The following is a 19,151-nucleotide window of genomic DNA, read 5'->3' as shown; positions in this document are numbered from 1 at the left end:
TCCTTTTTCCGACCTTTGAGGGTCAGACCAGCCCTGGCGCGGCAAAGTGCGGTCGGATCGGATAGCCGTGCAGCAGCGACCTGACCCGCTCCTCGTCGAGCGCTCCGTTGAACTCGGCGCCCAGGGCTTCGCGGTGGATGCCGGTGGCGCCCAGCCAGAGCGTATCGATGCGCGCGGCGAGGGCGCCGGGGACGTCGGTCACCAGCGAGTCGCCGACGAACAGGATGTGCCGCGCGCCGCGCGCTTCCAGTTGCCGCTGGGCGATGCGGAAGGCCGCCGGGTCGGGCTTGCCGTACCAACTGACCTGGCCGCCTTCCTCGCTGAACAGCTCGGCGAGCATGCCCGCGCCGTATACCGTGCGGCCGCCGGAAACCACCACGCGGTCCGGGTTGGCGCAGAGGAACGGCAGGTCGGTGGCACCACGCAGGGGCGCGAAGCGCTGTTCCAGTTCATCCTGGGGAAAGCTGCCGACGCCGACGATCAGCGCCGCCTGGGCGATGTCGTCGACGAAGCGCTCGCGGATTTCCGCCGGCCAGCTCTGCTGGGCCAGGCCGACGCCGGCCAGGTAGATGCCGCCACGCCGGTATTCGGCGGTTTGCAGCAGGGCGTCGATGGTCAACTGGCCGGAGGTGGTGATGCCGGCGAACCAGTCGCGCTGGATGCCCAGGCGCTCGAGCCCGGCGCTCATTTCCACCACGCTGCTGGACGAGTTGCTGAGGAACCAGACCGGGCGGCCTTCGGCGTGCCGCCGGGCGAGCCAGGCGAGGGCGCCGGGGAACGCCTCGGCGCCGTCCATCACTACGCCCCAGAGATCGAGAAGGAAGCCGTCATAGTCGGCGCAGAGCGCTTCCAGTTGCGCATGGTCGAGCAGGCGGGTGCTGGTGGCGGCGCTGAAGCGCGGGGAGGTCGGGGCATCGCTCATGGGAGTCTCGTCGCGGCTGTCGAAGTGGGCCGCCGCGTGCGGCGGCGAGCCCCAAGGGTGCCAAACTTGCGTGACGGGACCAAGCCTTTCGGCCCTGCGCGTGTTTACGGCCGGTCGAGCGCCTGGGCCATCCACTCGCGCACATGGCAGACGGCGAAGCGCGACGGGCTGCATTCGCCGTTGGCCATCGCCAGGCGCAGGCCGTCGACGTCGGCGCCGCGCACATAGGCGCTGGCGTCGCGCATGTCGTCCTCGTCGCCGAACCCGCCGCGCTGCATTTCCTCCAGCGCGGCCTGCTTGTCCCAGCCCTGCACGACGATGCGGTACATGGCGGCGAACAGTCCGGTGCGGTTGTTGCCGTGCTTGCAGTGCATCAGTACCGGGCCTTCGCGCTCGGCGGCCTGCAACTGGCGGAGGACGCTGAGCACCTCGGCGTCGTCGACCCGGTCGGCGTGGGTCGGCAGGCTGAGCACCCGCACCGGAGCCTGGCCCAGCCAGGCGCGGTCGTCGTCCTTGATGAAGCTGACCACCGTCTTCACCTGCAGGCGTTGCAGCAGCGCGACGCTCTGTGCGTTGGGCAGCGCGCTGCGATAGAGGGTGGGGCTCATGCGGTAGAGGTTGATCGACGGGTCGACCGCTTGCGCCCAGGCTGGCGAACGCGTGGCGGCAGTCTCGGCGGCATGCAGCGGGCCGCCGAGCAGGAAGGCGCCGAGCACGGCGGCTAGGAGCAGGCGGAGCCAGGCGAGCGGTGAACGGTGCATGTCGGCCTCGTGCGGTGGGTGGCCAACACTAGGCGAGGGCGGGTCAAGCCGAGCTGAAGAGAATGTGAAGAATTCGTTGAGGCAGCCTCACCTGTCAGCGCAGGAAGAATCCATAGACCCTGCCGGAGAAGAACACCAGCAACAGCGCCGGATAGCACAGGTAGTGCAGCACCACGATGAGCAGTGCCGCCGGGCTGGGATCGCCTTTCAGCGAGGCGAGGCCGACCAGTAGCAGGTAAAGGATCCCGAGCACTCCGCCATACAGGGCGACCAGGCGCAAGCGCTCGCCCCAGGTCGGCCAGCGCCGCTGCGCGCGGGCGAACCACCAGGCCAGGCCGCCGGCGACCAGCGCGGCGATCAGCAGGCTGGCCGGCAGGCCGCCGAAGCGGACCACCCCGCGCAGCAGCACGTTGAGCAGGATCGCCGCGGCGATCCCGGCCAGGGCGTAGTAACGGATGGGTACGGCAAGGCGGTCGCCCATGGCGGTATCTCCTGGCGGTTTCAGAGGCGCGTGTCGAGGCCGAAGCGCTTCTTCAGCAGCCGCTCCAGCAGGCCGCGCGGTAGCCAGCGGGCCAGCGCCGGCAGGGCCCGGCTGCCATTGCCGATGCGCACCAACGGCGGGCGCGGACGGCGCTGCACGGCGGCGAGCAACTGGCGGGCGAAGTCTTCGGCGGGCGTGGGATTGTCTTGGGATGCCGCGGCGCGCGCCTGGATCTGCCGGCGCAACGGCCACCAGGGCGAGCGTTCGTCGACCACGCTGTCCATCTCGCGGCTGGCGCTGGCGCCGAAGTTCGAGGCGATGGCGCCCGGCTGCACTTCCAGCACCTCGACGCCGAACGGTGCCAGTTCCAGGCGCAGGGCATCGCTCAGCGCATGCACCGCGGCCTTGGAGGCGCAGTAGGCGCCGGCGAAGGGCGTGACCAGCACGCCGGAGACGCTGCCGACGTTCACCACCAGGCCGGACTTGCGCCTCAGTAGCGGGAACAGTGCGCGGGTCACGCCGACCACGGCGAACACGTTGGTCTCGAACTGCCGGCGCATGGCGTCGACGCCGCCGTCCAGCAGCGGACCCATGGCGCCGTAGCCGGCGTTGTTGACCAGGACGTCGAGGCCGGCGGCTTCGACTTCCAGCTCCTCGGCCAGACGGGCCAGCGCGGCGGCGTCGTTGACGTCCAGTTGCACCGCCTGGAAGCCGGCCTCGGCCAGGGCGCGCACGTCGTCTTCCTTGCGTGCGCTGGCCCAGACCCGGTAGCCGGCGCGCTGGAAGGCGTCGGCGAGGGCGCGGCCGATGCCGCTGGAGCAGCCGGTGACGAAGGCGACGGGTTGGCTCATGGGGCGGCGTTCCTTGGCTGGGAGTTGGAAGGAGGGCGGCCTACCGTACTGGATTCGCCGGCCGCGGAAAACCGCCCGAAGGCTCGGTCAGGCGTCCTTGCGCGCGATCCGCAGCGCCAGCGGCATGCGAACCCTGCGTGTCGAGGTCGGCTCGCCCCAGAGCGCGGCGACCCGTTGCAGGGCCTGGCGCACGAAAGCGTTGCCCTGCGCCTCGCGGCACAGGCGGCTGGCCGACCAGGTGGCCATGTAGTCGAACAACCGGGCCAGGCTCCATTGTTGCTCGATGACGAAGGCCGGCGCGGGGAGTTCGCCCAGCGGCAGCTCGACATCCCGGTAGGCGTTCCACAGCAGGCGGTTCTGTTGCGCCCAGTACGGGCCGATCGGGCGCAGGTATTCCTCGTCGATGGCGGCATCGATCTGCGCGTCGATGCTGAACCAGCCGTAGCCCCAGGCGGCGAACACGCCGCCGGGACGCAGCACGCGCAGCAGCTCGCGGTTGAAGCGCGAGTGGTCGAACCAGTGCCAGGCCTGGGCTACGCAGACCAGGTCGAAGGCGGCGTCGGGATAGTCGGTGGCTTCGGCGTCCTGCACGCTGTAGCGGATACCCGGATGGACAACGGCGTGTTCGATCTGCTGCGCGCTGGTGTCGCTGGCGAGGACTTCGCCGAAGTGCTGCGCCAGGCCGAGCGCGGCCTGGCCGGTACCGGTGGCGCAGTCCCAGGCGCGCCGGCGCTGGCCGCAGAGCCCGGCGAGATGGCGGTAGAGCGCATCGGGATAACGCGGGCGGGCGCTGGCGTAGGCAGCGGAGCCCTGGTCGAACAGACGGCGGGTTTCCATCGGGTCCTCCCTCGGTCAGTTGCCGAAACGCCCGTCCAGGCGTTCGGCGCGGAATTCCAGGGTGCTGGCGCGATAGCCCGGACGCAGCGGCGGCAGCGGCAGGCAGTCGTGCCAGCTGTCGCCGCCGAGCAGGGCGTTCGGCGCCCGGTAGCGCGGGCTGTCGAAGCTGGTGTCGGCCAGGTTGACGCTGTCGCCGGGGCGGTAGGCGGCGATCCTCCAGCGTAGCTCCAGCAACGGACGGTCGCTGCCGTTCTTCAGCTCGACCGCCAGCGGCCGGTCCACCGGACAGCGTTCCGGCGCATAGCTCAGGCGCAGTTCCTGGCGTTGCAGGTGGCGGCTTTCGTCGTTGTCCTGCCAGATCACCCAGGCCGCCACCAGGCCCAGCCCGGCGAGAGCCGCCAGGGACACCGGCAGGGCCTTGGCCGGGTATCGGACGAGGAGGATGACCCAGGTGAGAACCAGCAGCGCACCGATCAGCATTGAAATGTCCTTTCTTCGAAGCCGAGGGGACATCCTAGCGCACTGCTGCGTATCGCAGGCGGTACGGGCACGCTTACGCGGCGGAGGCGCCGCGATATGCGCGAGGGAGGCCGAAAGGCGGGCGGCAGGCTGGGGATAGCCGCCGCCCCCGGCCGCGCCGTCATTCGCAGCGGCGCTTGCCGCCCGGCGTCAGCAGACGCTCCAGCTCGACGAACAGGCGCTCGGCGTCCTGCGCCTCGCAGTCCTCGCCGTAGCGCTTCTTCAGGCCGTGTTCGCTGAGGGTCAGGTGCAGGGTCGGGACTACCTCGTGGCGCGCCAGGCAGCCTTTCACGCAATGCAGCGGGCAACCGTCGAGGGCCAGGATCGGTCGCCCGGAGCGGGCCCGGCGGACCAGCAGCGGGACGTCGCCGCCGACTCCGGCGATGCAGGACATCTCCGCCAGCCGGGCGCGATCCAGGCGCAGCGCGAGATCGTTGGCCAGTTGCGCCACGTTGGAGCAGCCGGAGCAGGCGTAGACCAGGGGAAGGGGATCGTCGGGGCTGCGTTCGAACATCATGACGGGCGCCTCGTGGAAGGAAGCCGCCAGTATCGACGCAGCGCCGCGGTGGATTTCTTGACCGGAATCAAGCCCGCGCGCGGCTTACACCAGGTCGTTCTCCACCGCCCACACCGCCGCCTCGACCCGCGAACGCATGCCGAGCTTGTGCAGCACCCGCTTGACATGGACCTTCACCGTGCCTTCGGTGATGTCCAGCTTTCGCGCGATCATCTTGTTGCTGTAGCCGTGGGCGATCTGGCGGAGGATCTGCCGTTCGCGCTCGGTCAGCTCGTCGAGGCTCTTCGAGCGGTCGTCGCCCCGCAGGGCCTGGGCGAGGATCTGGGTCAACTGCGGGCTCAGGGTCATCTGTCCGGTGGCGGCCTGGCGGATGTGCTCGAGCAGGCGCTCCGGCTCCATGTCCTTGAGCAGGTAGCCGTCGGCGCCGGCGCGCAGGACGTTGACCACGTCGCCCTTGTCGTCGGACACGGTGAACACCACGATGCGTGCGTCGACTCCGGCCTCGCGCAACGCGCGCAGGGTGTCCAGGCCGTTCATGCCCTTCATGTTCAGGTCCAGCAGGATCATGTCCGGGTCCAGCTCGGCGGCCAGGTGCAGGGCTTCCTCGCCGCTGCCGGCCTCGCCGACCACGCTGAGGTCGTCTTCCAGTTCGAGCAACTGGGCGACGCCCTTGCGCATCATCGGATGGTCGTCCACCAGCAGCAGGCGAACCGGTTCGTCGGCGGTGGCTGGCATGTCCGTCATGGGGTCGGCTCCTTGGCGGCGGAGGGTTGCAGGGCGGTCGGCACGAAGCTGAAGAGCACTCGCGTGCCGTGGGGCGCGCGCGCTTCGAAGCGCAACTGGCTGCCGAGGGTCTGGCCGCGCTCCTGCATGATGGTAAGCCCATAGTGGCCGCTGCGGTTCTGCTGCGGATCAAAGCCGACGCCATCGTCCTCGACGGCGATGCTCACCTGGCCGTCGGCCTGGCTGCTCAGGCGCACCCAGGCCCGTTGCGCCTGCGAATGGCGAACCACGTTGGAGAGCGCCTCGCGGACGATCTGCAGGACGTGGATTTCCTCGTTGGGGCTCAGCGGCACGTGTTGCAGGCGGTTGTCCAGTTCGATCGCCACCTCGCCGCGCTCGCCGAACTCGGCCACGGCGTTCCCCAGCGCGGCTTCCAGGCTCGGCTCGTCGAGGCTGAGGCGGAAGGTGGTGAGCAGTTCGCGCAGTTGCCGGTAGGCGCCGTTGAGGCCTTCGCGCAGTTCGTCGAGGGTGTCCTCGATCTTCTCCGCCGGCGCCTCGCGCTTGAGCAGGGTGCCCAGGCGGCTGACCTGGATCTTCAGGTAGGACAGCGACTGTGCCAGCGAGTCGTGCAGTTCACGGGCGATGGTGCCGCGCTCGGCGAACAGGGCCAGGCGGCTTTCCTGTTCCTGTTGCAGGGACAGGGCGAAGGTGCGGGCGATGTTGTCGCAGAAGGTCTCGATCAGTTGCTGCTGCCAGTTCTCCAGGCGGCCGCTGCGGCTTTCGATGAACAGTTCGCCGAAACGGTGGCCGGCGATGGACAGGGGCTGCATCAGCAATGGCTGGGCCAGGGACGAGGGTTGGTCGCAGGCGCTGGCCTGCTCGCGGCAGCTACCGCAGTCGCCCTGCAGGCAGAAGTCCGCCGGGCGCTCGGTGGTGGTCAGCGAACTGTAGGCGCGCTCGACCCCGTCCTTGTTCAGGCAGAGGGTCACGCGGCCGGCGTCTAGCACTTTCTCCAACTGGTTCAGCAGCGGTTGCAGGGTGCGGCTGTCGTAGGGGTTCTCGCCCAGCCGGCGGGCGCTGGCGTAGAGCAGTTCGAGGCGCTGGTGGCTCTGCGAGAGGGCGCGGGTCTTGTCCTCCACGCGCTCTTCCAGGTCGCCGTAGATGCTCTTCAGCTCGCCGGCCATCTGGTTGAAGCGCTCGCCCAGTTGCGCCAGTTCGTCCTCGCCGCTGTAGGTGACCCGCGCGTCCAGCTCGCCGCGGCCCAGGCGGCGGGCGGTGCTGGTGAGTTCGCGCAGCGGGCCGATGACGTGGTAGCTGAGGTCGTAGAGGGTGACGAACACCACCAGCAGGCTGAGGAACAGGCACAGGCCCTGCACCGTGCTGAGCAGTTGCGAGCGGCGCTCGGCCTTGGCCTGGAGGATGCCGACGAAACGGTCGATGTCGCCGACGTAGGCGTCCAGCACGGCGCGTCCGGGCAGCGCGCGCGGGTCCAGGCGCGCCAGGCCCTCGCGCAGCTCCTGGTGCAGCTGGCGGATCGGGTCGTCGGCGTCCTGGCGTTGCAGCAGGCGGCGGATGTCGCCGCTGTCGAGGCGTTCGCCGAGGGTCCCGAGCAGCGCCTGGCGGCCTTCCAGGCTGGGCTCCAGGGCGACCCGGTAGGTGAGCATGCGCAACGAGCCGGCGTGGTTGATCACCGCGGCGTCCTGGTGCGTGTAGTCGGCGAAGAGCAGGGCGCTGAACATCCCGATCAGCGCCAGCGATACCAGCAGGGTGAGGTAGCAGCCGAAGCGGACTACCAGGGAGCGGCGCAGGATCGGCTTTCCGGCCCTGTCACTACCTCCAAAGAATCTGTCCCGCTGGTCAGCGTCCGGCGCGGTCGCCTTGTTCATGTGAAAAGCCTTTTAAAACAGTGGGTTGCGCAATAATTCAGACCATACCTCTTTCGAGGTAGGGGCGCGCATCTAGGCACGGAACGGCCGGTATTTCATTGATTCCTATCAAATTTGCATAGGAACACCTTCCCTAGGCTCTCGCTGAACGCTGTCCGTGCAGAGAGTTTAGCCATGGCTTCCCTACGTCAGAAACAGTACTCCGTCCTCGGCATGAGTACCTTGTCCTTCGCGGTGAATTTCGCCGTGTGGACGATGTTTTCGATCATCGGCATCCGCATCAAGGACGAGCTTGGCCTGAGCGAATCCCAGTTCGGCCTGATGGTCGCCCTGCCGATCCTCACCGGCTCCCTGGTGCGCCTGCCGCTGGGCCTGATCACCGACCGCTTCGGCGGCCGCATCGTGTTCTTCATCCACATGCTGCTGGTGGCCATCCCGATCTACGGCCTGGCCTTCGCCAGCCAGTACTGGCACTACCTGGTGCTCGGCCTGTTCGTCGGCCTGGCCGGCGGCTCCTTCGCGGTCGGCATCGCCTACACCTCGGCCTGGTTCGAGAAGGAGCGCCAGGGCACCGCGATGGGCATCTTCGGCGCCGGCAACGCCGGCGCGGCGATCACCAACCTGGTGGCGCCGATGATCGTGGTCGCCTTCGGCTGGCGCATGGTGCCGCAGGTCTACTCGGTGGCCATGCTGGTCACCGCCGTGCTGTTCTGGCTGTTCACCTGGACCGATCCGGCGCACCTCAAGGGTGCCGCCGAGGCCAGCCAGCGGCCGACCCTGGCCAAGCAACTGGCGCCGCTCGCCGAGCTGCGCGTCTGGCGCTTCGGCCTGTACTACTTCTTCGTCTTCGGCGGCTTCGTCGCCCTGGCCCTGTGGCTGCCGAAGTACTACATCGCCGAATACGGCCTGGACCTGAAGACCGCATCCTTCATCACCATGCTGTTCACCTTGCCGTCCGGCCTGATCCGCGCCCTCGGCGGCTGGTTCAGCGACCACTACGGCGCGCGCTCGGTGAACTGGGGCGTGTTCTGGGTCTGCCTGGTGTGCCTGTTCTTCCTCTCCTACCCGCAGACCACCATGACCATCCACGGCATCCAGGGCGACCTCAGCCTGGGCATCGGCCTGAACGTCTGGCTGTTCACCTTCCTGGTGTTCGTCGTCGGCATCGCCCAGGGCTTCGGCAAGGCCAGCGTGTACCGGATCATCCACGACTACTACCCGAGCAACATGGGCACCGTCGGCGGCATGGTCGGGGTGATCGGCGGCCTCGGCGGCTTCTGCCTGCCGATCCTGTTCGGCTACGCCGCCGACCACATCGGCGTGCGCTCCTCCTGCTTCATGTTGCTGTTCGGCCTGACCGTGGTCTGCATGGTCTGGATGCACTACGCGATCAAGCAGCAACGCCGCATCGACGGCCAGGCCGCCTCGGCCGACGTCGACCTTCCTCCCACCCTTCCCACCCACTCCTGAGGTAATGCCGTCATGGGCATGATCGCCAATACCCAACTGAAAGCCGCACGGGGACCGCTGCTGCTCGACTGGCGCCCCGAGGACCCCGAGTTCTGGGCGCGCAACGGCAAGCGCATCGCCAGCCGCAACCTGTGGATCTCGATCCCCGCGCTGCTGCTCGCCTTCGCCGTGTGGATGATCTGGAGCACGGTGACCGTGCGCCTGAACAGCGCCGGCTTCGCCTTCAGCAACGACCAGTTGTTCCTGCTCGCGGCGCTGCCGTCGATCTCCGGCGCCACCCTGCGGGTGTTCTATTCGTTCATGGTGCCGATCTTCGGCGGTCGTCGCTGGACCGCCCTGAGCACCGCCTCGATGCTGATCCCGTGCATCTGGCTGGGCTTCGCCGTGCAGGACCCGAGCACCCCGTACTGGGTGTTCGCCCTGATCGCGCTGCTCTGCGGCTTCGGCGGCGGCAACTTCGCCTCGAGCATGTCCAACATCAGCTTCTTCTATCCGAAGAGCCAGCAGGGCACCGCCCTCGGCCTGAATGCCGGGCTCGGCAACCTCGGCGTCTCGGTGATGCAGTTCGCCGTGCCGCTGGCGGTGGCCGGCGGCCTGTTCGGCGCCTTCGGCGGCGAGCCGCAGCAGCTCGGCGACGGCGGTCGCCTGTGGCTGCAGAACGCCGGCTGGATCTGGGTGCCGTTCATCGCCGTGGTATCGGTCGCGGCCTGGTTCGGGATGAACGACATCGCCGACGCCAAGGCCTCGTTCCGCGACCAGGCGGTGATCTTCAAGCGCAAGCACAACTGGCTGATGTGCTGGCTGTACGTGGCCACCTTCGGCTCGTTCATAGGCTTCTCGGCCGGCTTCGCGATGCTCAGCAAGACCCAGTTCCCCGACATCAACCCGCTGCAATACGCCTTCCTCGGTCCGCTGGTGGGCGCCCTCAGCCGGCCCCTGGGCGGCTGGCTGGCGGACAAGTTCGGCGGCGCGCGGATCACCCTGTGGAACTACACACTGATGATCGGCGGGGTGTTCGCGGTGATCGCCTTCCTGCCGGGCGACGGCGGCCAGGGCAACTTCTTCGGTTTCCTTGGCGCCTTCATCCTGCTGTTCTTCTTCGCCGGCATCGGCAACGGTTCCACCTTCCGCATGATCCCGGTGATCTTCCGCAACGAGTGGGCCCGGCGGGTGCGCGACGGCCAGGCCGACGAAGCCGGCGCGGCGCGCAACGCGAGCATGGAGTCGGCCGCGGTGATCGGCTTCTCCGCCGCCATCGGCGCCTTCGGCGGGTTCTTCATCCCGAAGGCGTTCGGCACCTCGCTGCACATGACCGGCAGCGCCGAGGGCGCCCTCTACGTGTTCATCGCCTACTACCTGAGCTGCATCGTCGCCACCTGGTGGTGGTACGCGCGCAAGGGTGCGGAGAGTCCCTGTTGAGTCCGTCGGCAGCAGCCCGCGGCAACCCCTGATTAGCGTTGTAACGCCCGGCACAGACCGGGTGAGGAGATCAAGATGAGTCACCTGCTCGACCGCCTGCAGTTCTTCAAGAAGAAGCAGGGCGAATTCGCCGATGGCCACGGCGAGACCAGCAACGAGAGCCGCGCCTGGGAAGGTGCCTACCGGCAGCGCTGGCAGCACGACAAGATCGTGCGCTCCACCCACGGGGTGAACTGCACCGGCTCCTGCTCCTGGAAGATCTACGTGAAGAACGGCCTGATCACCTGGGAAACCCAGCAGACCGACTACCCACGCACCCGTCCGGACCTGCCCAACCACGAGCCGCGCGGCTGCCCGCGCGGGGCCAGCTATTCCTGGTACATCTACAGCGCCAACCGCCTGAAGTACCCGAAGGTGCGCAAGCCGTTGCTCAAGCTCTGGCGCGAGGCGCGGGCGCAGCACGGCGACCCGGTGAACGCCTGGGCCAGCATCGTCGAGGACGCCGCCAAGGCGAAGAGCTACAAGAGCCAGCGCGGCCTGGGCGGCTTCGTCCGTTCCAGCTGGGACGAGGTCACCGAGATCATCGCCGCGGCCAACGTCTACACCGCCAAGACCTACGGTCCGGACCGGGTGATCGGCTTCTCGCCGATCCCGGCCATGTCGATGGTCAGCTACGCCGCCGGCGCCCGCTACCTGTCGCTGATCGGCGGGGTCTGCCTGAGCTTCTACGACTGGTACTGCGACCTGCCGCCGGCCAGCCCGCAGATCTGGGGCGAGCAGACCGACGTGCCGGAGTCGGCCGACTGGTACAACTCCAGCTACATCATCGCCTGGGGCTCCAACGTGCCGCAGACGCGGACCCCGGACGCGCACTTCTTCACCGAGGTGCGCTACAAGGGCACCAAGACCGTCTCCATCACCCCGGACTATTCCGAGGTGGCCAAGCTCACCGACCTCTGGCTCAACCCCAAGCAGGGCACCGACGCCGCGCTGGGCATGGCCTTCGGTCACGTGATCCTGAAGGAATTCCACCTCGACCGGCCGAGCGCCTACTTCGTCGACTACTGCCGCCAGTACACCGACATGCCGATGCTGGTGTTGCTGGAAGAACACGCCGGCGGCGCGTTCAAGCCGACCCGCTACCTGCGCGCCGCCGACCTGGCGGACAACCTCGGCCAGGACAACAACCCCGAGTGGAAGACCATCGCCTACGACGAGCGCAGCGGCGGGCTGGTCTCGCCCACCGGCGCCATCGGCTATCGCTGGGGCGAGTCAGGCAAGTGGAACATCGCCGAGCTGGACGGCAGGAGCGGTGACCAGACGCGCCTGCAACTGTCGCTGCTCGATGGCCCGGAACATGCCTGCGAGGTGGCCTTCCCGTATTTCGCCGGGCAGGAGCACCCGCACTTCAAGGGCGTCGCTAACGACGAGGTACTGCTGCGCCGGGTGCCGTTCCGCGAGATCGTCGCGGCGGACGGCAAGCGCCTGCGGGTGGCCACCGTCTACGACCTGCAGATGGCCAACTACAGCATCGACCGCGGCCTGGGCGGCGACAACGTGGCGACCTCCTACGAGGACGCCGACACGCCCTATACCCCGGCCTGGCAGGAGCGCATCACCGGCGTTCCGGCGGCGCGCGCGACGCAGGTCGCCCGCGAGTTCGCCGACAGCGCCGACAAGACCCGCGGCAAGGCGATGGTGATCATCGGCGCGGCGATGAACCACTGGTACCACATGGACATGAACTACCGCGCGGTCATCAACATGCTGATGATGTGCGGCTGCATCGGCCAGAGCGGCGGCGGCTGGGCGCACTATGTCGGCCAGGAGAAGCTGCGCCCGCAGACCGGCTGGGCGCCGCTGGCCTTCGGCCTGGACTGGAGCCGGCCGCCGCGGCAGATGAACGGCACCAGCTTCTTCTACCTGCACAGCTCGCAATGGCGCCACGAGAAGCTGTCGATGCACGAGGTGCTGTCGCCGCTGGCCGACGCCAGCCGCTTCGCCGAACACGCCCTGGACTACAACATCCAGGCCGAACGCCTCGGCTGGCTGCCGTCGGCGCCGCAACTGAACCGCAACCCGCTGCGCATCGCCGCCGAGGCCGAGGCCGCCGGCCTGCCGGTCGCCGACTACGTGGTGCGCGAACTGAAGAGCGGCGGCCTGCGCTTCGCCAGCGAATCGCCGGACGATCCGCAGAACTTCCCGCGCAACATGTTCATCTGGCGCTCCAACCTGCTGGGCTCCTCCGGCAAGGGCCACGAGTACATGCTCAAGTACCTGCTCGGGGCGAAGAACGGGGTGATGAACGATGACCTCGGCAAGGCCGGCGGTCCGCGTCCCACCGAGGTCGACTGGGTCGACGACGGTGCCGAGGGCAAGCTCGACCTGGTCACCACCCTGGACTTCCGCATGTCCTCCACCTGCATGTACTCGGACATCGTCCTGCCGACCGCTACCTGGTACGAGAAGGACGACCTCAACACCTCCGACATGCACCCCTTCATCCATCCGCTGTCGGCGGCCACCGATCCGGCCTGGGAAGCCAAGAGCGACTGGGAGATCTACAAGGCCATCGCCAAGAAGTTCTCCGCCGTCGCCGAAGGCCACCTCGGCGTGGAGCAGGACCTGGTCACGGTGCCGCTGCTGCACGACACCCCCACCGAGCTGGCGCAGCCGTTCGGCGGCGACGGCCATGACTGGAAGAAGGGCGAGTGCGAGCCGATGCCGGGACGCAACCTGCCGACGCTGCACCTGGTCGAGCGCGACTACCCGAACGTCTACCGCAAGTTCACCTCGCTCGGTCCGCTGCTGGACAAGCTGGGCAACGGCGGCAAGGGCATCGGCTGGAACACCGAGAAGGAAGTGAAGCTGGTCGGCGACCTCAACCATCGCGTCGTCGAGAGCGGCGTCAGCCAGGGCCGGCCGCGCATCGACAGCGCCATCGACGCCGCCGAGGTGGTCCTCGCCCTGGCTCCGGAAACCAACGGCCAGGTCGCGGTCAAGGCCTGGGAAGCGCTGTCGAAGATCACCGGCCGCGAGCATGCCCACCTGGCGCTGCCCAAGGAAGACGAGAAGATCCGCTTCCGCGACATCCAGGTGCAGCCGCGCAAGATCATCTCCAGCCCGACCTGGTCCGGCCTCGAGGACGAGCACGTCAGCTACAACGCCGGCTACACCAACGTCCACGAGCTGATCCCGTGGCGCACCATCACCGGTCGCCAGCAGTTCTACCAGGACCACCCGTGGATGCAGGCGTTCGGCGAAGGCTTCGTCAGCTACCGGCCGCCGGTCAACACCCGGACCACCGAGAAGCTGTTGAACAGGAAGCCCAACGGCAACCCGGAGATCACCCTGAACTGGATCACCCCGCACCAGAAATGGGGCATCCACTCCACCTACAGCGACAACCTGCTGATGCTCACCCTGTCGCGCGGCGGTCCGATCATCTGGCTCAGCGAGCACGACGCGGCCAAGGCCGGGATCGTCGATAACGACTGGGTCGAGGTGTTCAACGCCAACGGCGCGGCGACCTGCCGCGCGGTGGTCAGCCAACGGGTCAAGGACGGCATGGTGATGATGTACCACGCCCAGGAACGCATCGTGAACGTACCCGGCAGCGAGACCACCGGCACCCGTGGCGGCCACCACAACTCGGTGACCCGCGTGGTGCTCAAGCCGACCCACATGATCGGCGGCTACGCCCAGCAGGCCTGGGGCTTCAACTACTACGGCACGGTCGGCTGCAACCGCGACGAGTTCGTCGTGGTGCGCAAGATGAGCAAGGTCGACTGGCTGGACGAACCCCGCCACGGCGGACTCGGCGGCGACGCCCTGCCGCAACCGCTGCCCCAGGACATTTGAGGAGAGACGCCATGAAAATTCGTTCGCAAGTCGGCATGGTGCTGAACCTCGACAAATGCATCGGTTGCCACACCTGCTCGATCACCTGCAAGAACGTCTGGACCAGCCGCGAAGGCATGGAGTACGCCTGGTTCAACAACGTCGAGACCAAGCCCGGGATCGGCTACCCGAAGGAATGGGAAAACCAGGAGAAGTGGAAGGGCGGCTGGGTGCGCGCGGCGGACGGTTCGATCCGCCCGCGCATCGGCGGCAAGTTCCGCGTGCTGGCGAACATCTTCGCCAACCCGGACCTGCCCGAGATCGACGACTACTACGAACCGTTCGACTTCGACTACCAGCACCTGCATACCGCGCCCAAGGCCGAACACCAGCCGGTGGCGCGCCCGCGCTCGCTGGTCTCCGGGCAGCGCATGGAGAAGATCGAGTGGGGCCCGAACTGGGAGGAGATCCTCGGCACCGAGTTCGCCAAGCGGCGCAAGGACAAGAACTTCGACCAGGTCCAGGCGGACATCTACGGTGAGTACGAGAACACCTTCATGATGTACCTGCCGCGCCTCTGCGAGCACTGCCTGAACCCGGCGTGCGTGGCGTCCTGCCCGAGCGGGGCGATCTACAAGCGCGAGGAGGACGGCATCGTCCTGATCGACCAGGACAAGTGCCGCGGCTGGCGGATGTGCATCTCCGGCTGCCCGTACAAGAAGATCTACTTCAACTGGAAGAGCGGCAAGTCCGAGAAGTGCATCTTCTGCTACCCGCGCATCGAGGCCGGCCAGCCCACCGTCTGCTCGGAGACCTGCGTCGGGCGCATCCGCTACCTCGGCGTGCTGCTCTACGACGCCGACCGCATCCACGAAGTGGCCAGTTGCGAGAACGAGCGCGAGCTGTACGAGAAGCAACTGGAGATCTTCCTCGATCCGTTCGACCCGGCGGTGATCGCCCAGGCGCGCAAGGACGGGGTGGCCGACAGCGTCATCGAGGCGGCGCAGAAGTCGCCGGTGTACAAGCTGGCGATGGACTGGAAGCTGGCCCTGCCGCTGCACCCGGAATACCGCACGCTGCCGATGGTCTGGTACGTGCCGCCGCTGTCGCCGATCCAGAACGCCGCCGCCGAGGGGCACATCGGCAGCGACGGGGTGATCCCGGACGTCGAGTCGCTGCGCATCCCCGTGCAGTACCTGGCCAACCTGCTCACCGCCGGCGACACCGCGCCGGTGCTGCTGGCGCTCAAGCGCCTGCTGGCGATGCGCGCCTACAAGCGCGCCGAGCACGTCGAAGGCCGCCAGGACCTGGAGGTACTGGCCAAGGTCGGGTTGAGCGTGGAGCAGGTGGAGGAGATGTACCGCTACCTGGCCATCGCCAACTACGAGGATCGCTTCGTGATCCCCAGCGCGCACCGCGAGGAAGCGCTTTCCGATGCCTTCGCCGAGCGTTCCGGCTGCGGCTTCAGCTTCGGCAACGGCTGTTCCGGCGGCAGCAACTCCGCCGTCAACCTGTTCGGCGGCAAGCCGACCAACCGCCGCGACGTGATCCAGGTCGTGCAGATCCAGGAGTGAGCGCCATGAACGATCACAGCCAACTGTTCCGCCTGCTCGCCCTGCTGCTCGACTATCCACGCGCCGAGCTGCGCGAGGAGAGCCTCGGCCTGCATGCGCTGATCCGCACCTGCGAACTGCCGGAAGCGCTGCGCGACGGCCTCGCGGCGCTGCTCAACGAGCTCTGCCAGGGCGACCTGCTGGACGTCCAGGCGCGCTACGACGGTCTCTTCGAGCGCGGCCGCTCGGTCTCGCTGCTGCTCTTCGAGCACGTCCACGGCGAGAGCCGCGACCGTGGCCAGGCGATGGTCGACCTGCTCGACCGCTATACCGGGGCTGGCCTGCAGATCGACGTACCGGAGCTGCCGGACTACCTGCCGCTGTACCTCGAATACCTGTCGCTGCTGCCGTTCGCGGCGGCCAGCGAAGGGCTCGCCGAAGTGGCGCACATCCTCGGCCTGCTGGCGCTGCGCTTGGAGGAACGTGGCAGCGCCTACGCGGCGATTTTCGAGGCGTTGCTGGAGCTCGGCGGCGAGCGCCCGGACCTCGGCGCGTTGCGTCGCGACCAGGCCCAGGAACAGCGCGACGACAGCCTGGAGGCCATCGACCGGGCCTGGGAGGAAACCCCGGTGAGCTTCACCGACCCTGCCGGCGGTTGCCCGTCGAGCAGCGGCCGCCGTCCGACGGCGTCCACCGAACAACCATTGCAATGGGTCGCCCAGCCGGTACCGCAGATGCAGTACCGCGCGGCCCGCGAAGGAGTCTGAGCATGTCGACCAATCTTCTGTTCTTCGGGATCTATCCCTATGTCGCGCTGCTGATCTGCCTGGTCGGCAGCTGGGCGCGCTTCGACCTCTCGCAGTACACCTGGAAGGCCGGTTCCAGCCAGATGCTCAGCAAGAAGGGCATGCGGGTATACAGCAACCTGTTCCACGTCGGCGTGCTGTTCATCCTCGCCGGCCACTTCGTCGGCCTGCTGACCCCGGCCTCGGTCTACCACCACCTGATCAGCACCGAGAACAAGCAACTGCTGGCGATGGTCTCCGGCGGCTTCTTCGGCGTGCTCTGCTTCATCGGCCTGAGCGGACTGATCCTGCGCCGCCTGACCGACGCGCGGGTGCGCGCCACCGGCAACGCCTCCGACCTGATGATCCTGCTGGTGCTCTACGCCCAGCTGATCCTCGGCCTCTCCACCATCGTCGCCTCGACCCATCACATGGATGGCTCGGTGATGGTGATGCTCGCCGACTGGGCCCAGGCCATCGTCACCCTGCGTCCGCTGGCGGCGGCCGAGGCCATCGCGCCGGTGGGCCTGGTCTACAAGCTGCACGTCGGCCTGGGCCTGACCCTGTTCGTGCTGTTCCCCTTCACCCGCCTGGTGCACATCGTCAGCGCGCCGGTGTGGTACCTGGGCCGGCGCTACCAGATCGTGCGTCAGAAACGTCCTGCCTGAACCCTGGGCGGCCGGCGCATCCGGCGCCGGCCCGCCGAACCGAGGTGATCGATCATGAGTTGCTCCCACTACGAAGAACGCGTCGAGAAGGTCGAACTGCCGCAACTGAAGGTCAACGGCGTGGCCATCGGCGAAGACCTGCTGGCCCGCGAGCTGCAATACCACCCGGCGGACAGCTACGCGCTGGCGCTGGAGGCCGCCTGCCGTGCGCTGATCGTCCGCCAGTTGCTCCTGCAACGGGCCGACGCGCTGGGCATCGAGGCCCGCTGCGAAGACGGCGAGACGCCGGAGGAAGCGCGCATCCGCCAATTGCTGGAGGAAGAGGTGCAGGTCCCGGAAGCCGACGAAGACGCCTGCCGGACCTGGTACGCGGCCAATCCGGGGCGCCTGCTCGGCCCCTGGCGCCTGCAATTGCGCCATGTGCTGCTGGCCTGCGCGCCGGACGACCTGGAAGGCCGCGAGACGGCGCGCAAGCAGGCCGCGGAGCTGCTCGACGAGTTGCGCGGGCATCCCGAGCGCTTCGTCGACCTGGCCCGGCGTTTCTCCGCCTGTCCGTCGAAGGAGGCGGGCGGCGACCTCGGCTGGATCGAGCCGGGGCAGACCGTCCCCGAATTCGAGAAGCGCCTGCTGCGCCGCGCGCCCGGGCTGCTCGAGCATCCGCTGGAAAGCCGCTATGGCCTGCATGTGGTGGAACTGCTGGGGCGCGAGGGCGGCGAGCCGCTCGACTTCGACGCGGCCCGCGCGCAAATCGCCGCGCACCTGCAAGCGCAAGTGTTGCAGCGGGCCGTGGGGCAGTACATCGGCGTGCTGGCGGGAGACGCCTGCATCGAGGGCTTCGCCTTCGAGGGCGCGGATGGGGCGCTGGTGCAATAGGTTTCGGCGCCGTTGTTTCCCTCTTCCTCCCGCACATCAATCGGAGTACCCAGGACATGACCGACTGGATCGATGGCCAAGGCCGACAGATCGACTACCTGCGCCTGTCGGTCACCGACCGTTGCGACTTCCGCTGTGTCTACTGCATGGCCGAGGACATGCGCTTCCTGCCGCGCCAGCAGGTGCTGACCCTGGAGGAGATCGAGCGGGTCGCCCGGCTGTTCGTCGCCGGCGGCGTGCGCAAGCTGCGCCTGACCGGCGGCGAGCCGCTGGTGCGGCCCGGCATCGTCGGCCTGTGCGAGCGCCTGGCGGCACTGCCGGGGCTGCGCGAACTGTGCATGACCAGCAATGGCTCGCAACTGGTGCGCTACGCCCGGCCGTTGTACGACGCCGGCCTGTCGCGTCTCAACATCAGCCTCGACACCCTCGATCCGCTGCGCTTCCGGGCGATCACCCGCAACGGCGAGCTGGACAAGGTGCTGGCCGGCATCGACGCCGCCCAGGCCGCCGGTTTCCGCCGGATCAAGCTGAACGCGGTGGTGATGAAGGGGCGCAACGCCGATGAGGTGCCGGCGCTGGTGGACTTCGCCATCGCCCGCGGCCTGGATATCAGCTTCATCGAGGAGATGCCGCTTGGCCAGGTCGGCCGCGAACGTGGCGAGAGCTTCTGCTCCAGCGACGAAGTACGCGCGCTGATCGCCCAGCGCCATGCCTTGCTCGACAGCGCCGAGCAGAGCGGCGGGCCGGCGCGCTACGTGCGCCTGGTCGAGCATCCGCAGACACGCATCGGCTTCATCTCGCCGCACTCGCACAACTTCTGCGCCACCTGCAACCGCCTGCGCCTGACCGTCGAGGGCCGCCTGCTGCTGTGCCTCGGCCACGAGCATTCGCTCGACCTGCGCGCGCTGCTGCGCCGCCACCCGCTGCACGACGGGCCGTTGCTGGAAGCGATCGGCGAGGCGCTCCAGCGCAAGCCGGCGCGCCATGAATTCAGCGCCGCCGGCGAGGTGCAGGTGCTGCGCTTCATGAACATGAGCGGCGGCTGA

The 19,151-nt window shown here is 68.1% G+C and carries 17 protein-coding genes; 8 read left to right on the top strand and 9 right to left on the bottom strand.

What is annotated here, in order from left to right:
• Positions 1–22: 22 nt before the first annotated feature.
• The 9 genes from FOC67_RS20615 to narX all read right to left on the bottom strand — a co-directional run bounded on the left by FOC67_RS20615 (position 23) and on the right by narX (position 7,497).
• Positions 23–922 carry a TIGR01459 family HAD-type hydrolase gene (locus tag FOC67_RS20615; protein ID WP_134251047.1) on the bottom strand — a complete coding sequence of 300 codons (900 nt, stop codon included), beginning with the start codon at positions 920–922 and terminating at the stop codon, positions 23–25.
• A gap of 104 nt (positions 923–1,026) precedes the next feature.
• Positions 1,027–1,683, bottom strand: coding sequence for a tyrosine phosphatase TpbA (gene tpbA / locus FOC67_RS20610; RefSeq protein ID WP_009313424.1), 657 nt, complete (start codon positions 1,681–1,683; stop codon positions 1,027–1,029).
• A 94-nt stretch (positions 1,684–1,777) separates the two neighbouring features.
• Positions 1,778–2,164, bottom strand: coding sequence for a hypothetical protein (locus tag FOC67_RS20605; RefSeq protein WP_009313425.1), 387 nt, complete (start codon positions 2,162–2,164; stop codon positions 1,778–1,780).
• A 20-nt stretch (positions 2,165–2,184) separates the two neighbouring features.
• Positions 2,185–3,015, bottom strand: coding sequence for an SDR family oxidoreductase (locus tag FOC67_RS20600; protein ID WP_009313426.1), 831 nt, complete (start codon positions 3,013–3,015; stop codon positions 2,185–2,187).
• 87 nt (positions 3,016–3,102) lie between these two features.
• Entirely contained in the window at positions 3,103–3,852 is a 750-nt protein-coding gene (locus FOC67_RS20595; protein WP_003092974.1) for a class I SAM-dependent methyltransferase, read from the bottom strand.
• Between the two features lie 15 nt (positions 3,853–3,867).
• Positions 3,868–4,332: a hypothetical protein gene (locus FOC67_RS20590; RefSeq protein ID WP_003092973.1), complete on the bottom strand. Its 465-nt coding sequence runs from the start codon at positions 4,330–4,332 to the stop codon at positions 3,868–3,870.
• 160 nt (positions 4,333–4,492) lie between these two features.
• A complete protein-coding gene (gene anvM, locus FOC67_RS20585) occupies positions 4,493–4,888 on the bottom strand; it encodes an anaerobic/virulence modulator AnvM (RefSeq protein ID WP_003092971.1) in 396 nt (131 codons plus the stop codon).
• Positions 4,889–4,972: 84 nt separating this feature from the next.
• On the bottom strand, positions 4,973–5,632 hold the full coding sequence (gene narL, locus FOC67_RS20580; protein ID WP_009313427.1) for a two-component system response regulator NarL: 660 nt from the start codon (positions 5,630–5,632) through the stop codon (positions 4,973–4,975).
• Entirely contained in the window at positions 5,629–7,497 is a 1,869-nt protein-coding gene (gene narX, locus FOC67_RS20575) for a two-component system sensor histidine kinase NarX (protein WP_003092966.1), read from the bottom strand. The genes narL and narX overlap by 4 nt, the downstream gene beginning before the upstream one ends.
• A gap of 174 nt (positions 7,498–7,671) precedes the next feature.
• Between narX and FOC67_RS20570 the strand changes: the two genes are divergently transcribed.
• The 8 genes from FOC67_RS20570 (at position 7,672) to moaA (ending at position 19,151) form a co-directional block, all read left to right on the top strand.
• On the top strand, positions 7,672–8,967 hold the full coding sequence (locus FOC67_RS20570; protein WP_003105298.1) for a NarK/NasA family nitrate transporter: 1,296 nt from the start codon (positions 7,672–7,674) through the stop codon (positions 8,965–8,967).
• Between the two features lie 12 nt (positions 8,968–8,979).
• Positions 8,980–10,386, top strand: a complete 1,407-nt coding sequence (gene narK2 / locus FOC67_RS20565; RefSeq protein ID WP_009313428.1) for a nitrate/nitrite transporter NarK2 — start codon at positions 8,980–8,982, stop codon at positions 10,384–10,386.
• A 75-nt stretch (positions 10,387–10,461) separates the two neighbouring features.
• Positions 10,462–14,247 (top strand): nitrate reductase subunit alpha, encoded by a 3,786-nt coding sequence (locus tag FOC67_RS20560; protein ID WP_003092960.1) that lies wholly within the window; start codon positions 10,462–10,464, stop codon positions 14,245–14,247.
• Between the two features lie 11 nt (positions 14,248–14,258).
• Positions 14,259–15,800: a nitrate reductase subunit beta gene (narH, locus tag FOC67_RS20555; RefSeq protein ID WP_003092958.1), complete on the top strand. Its 1,542-nt coding sequence runs from the start codon at positions 14,259–14,261 to the stop codon at positions 15,798–15,800.
• A gap of 5 nt (positions 15,801–15,805) precedes the next feature.
• The gene (gene narJ / locus FOC67_RS20550; protein ID WP_003092956.1) at positions 15,806–16,546 is read left to right on the top strand and encodes a nitrate reductase molybdenum cofactor assembly chaperone; all 741 of its coding nucleotides are present in this window, start codon (positions 15,806–15,808) and stop codon (positions 16,544–16,546) included.
• A 2-nt stretch (positions 16,547–16,548) separates the two neighbouring features.
• Positions 16,549–17,232: a respiratory nitrate reductase subunit gamma gene (narI, locus tag FOC67_RS20545; RefSeq protein WP_003092953.1), complete on the top strand. Its 684-nt coding sequence runs from the start codon at positions 16,549–16,551 to the stop codon at positions 17,230–17,232.
• A gap of 54 nt (positions 17,233–17,286) precedes the next feature.
• The gene (locus FOC67_RS20540) at positions 17,287–18,105 is read left to right on the top strand and encodes a peptidylprolyl isomerase (protein WP_003159377.1); all 819 of its coding nucleotides are present in this window, start codon (positions 17,287–17,289) and stop codon (positions 18,103–18,105) included.
• A gap of 56 nt (positions 18,106–18,161) precedes the next feature.
• Positions 18,162–19,151, top strand: coding sequence for a GTP 3',8-cyclase MoaA (gene moaA, locus FOC67_RS20535; RefSeq protein WP_003092949.1), 990 nt, complete (start codon positions 18,162–18,164; stop codon positions 19,149–19,151).

It is taken from the genome of Pseudomonas sp. FDAARGOS_761, assembly GCF_013343155.1.
Classification (GTDB): Bacteria; Pseudomonadota; Gammaproteobacteria; order Pseudomonadales; family Pseudomonadaceae; genus Pseudomonas; species Pseudomonas aeruginosa.
This window is presented reverse-complemented; position numbering and strand designations above follow the sequence as displayed.

Excerpts from the sequence above, each read along its gene's own strand:
- FOC67_RS20615 (WP_134251047.1), bottom strand. The coding sequence starts at position 922 with ATGAGCGATGCCCCGACCTCCCCGCGCTTCAGCGCCGCCACCAGCACC.
- tpbA (WP_009313424.1), bottom strand. The coding sequence starts at position 1,683 with ATGCACCGTTCACCGCTCGCCTGGCTCCGCCTGCTCCTAGCCGCCGTG.
- FOC67_RS20605 (WP_009313425.1), bottom strand. The coding sequence starts at position 2,164 with ATGGGCGACCGCCTTGCCGTACCCATCCGTTACTACGCCCTGGCCGGG.
- FOC67_RS20600 (WP_009313426.1), bottom strand. The coding sequence starts at position 3,015 with ATGAGCCAACCCGTCGCCTTCGTCACCGGCTGCTCCAGCGGCATCGGC.
- FOC67_RS20595 (WP_003092974.1), bottom strand. The coding sequence starts at position 3,852 with ATGGAAACCCGCCGTCTGTTCGACCAGGGCTCCGCTGCCTACGCCAGC.
- FOC67_RS20590 (WP_003092973.1), bottom strand. The coding sequence starts at position 4,332 with ATGCTGATCGGTGCGCTGCTGGTTCTCACCTGGGTCATCCTCCTCGTC.
- anvM (WP_003092971.1), bottom strand. The coding sequence starts at position 4,888 with ATGATGTTCGAACGCAGCCCCGACGATCCCCTTCCCCTGGTCTACGCC.
- narL (WP_009313427.1), bottom strand. The coding sequence starts at position 5,632 with ATGACGGACATGCCAGCCACCGCCGACGAACCGGTTCGCCTGCTGCTG.
- narX (WP_003092966.1), bottom strand. The coding sequence starts at position 7,497 with ATGAACAAGGCGACCGCGCCGGACGCTGACCAGCGGGACAGATTCTTT.
- FOC67_RS20570 (WP_003105298.1), top strand. The coding sequence starts at position 7,672 with ATGGCTTCCCTACGTCAGAAACAGTACTCCGTCCTCGGCATGAGTACC.
- narK2 (WP_009313428.1), top strand. The coding sequence starts at position 8,980 with ATGGGCATGATCGCCAATACCCAACTGAAAGCCGCACGGGGACCGCTG.
- FOC67_RS20560 (WP_003092960.1), top strand. The coding sequence starts at position 10,462 with ATGAGTCACCTGCTCGACCGCCTGCAGTTCTTCAAGAAGAAGCAGGGC.
- narH (WP_003092958.1), top strand. The coding sequence starts at position 14,259 with ATGAAAATTCGTTCGCAAGTCGGCATGGTGCTGAACCTCGACAAATGC.
- narJ (WP_003092956.1), top strand. The coding sequence starts at position 15,806 with ATGAACGATCACAGCCAACTGTTCCGCCTGCTCGCCCTGCTGCTCGAC.
- narI (WP_003092953.1), top strand. The coding sequence starts at position 16,549 with ATGTCGACCAATCTTCTGTTCTTCGGGATCTATCCCTATGTCGCGCTG.
- FOC67_RS20540 (WP_003159377.1), top strand. The coding sequence starts at position 17,287 with ATGAGTTGCTCCCACTACGAAGAACGCGTCGAGAAGGTCGAACTGCCG.
- moaA (WP_003092949.1), top strand. The coding sequence starts at position 18,162 with ATGACCGACTGGATCGATGGCCAAGGCCGACAGATCGACTACCTGCGC.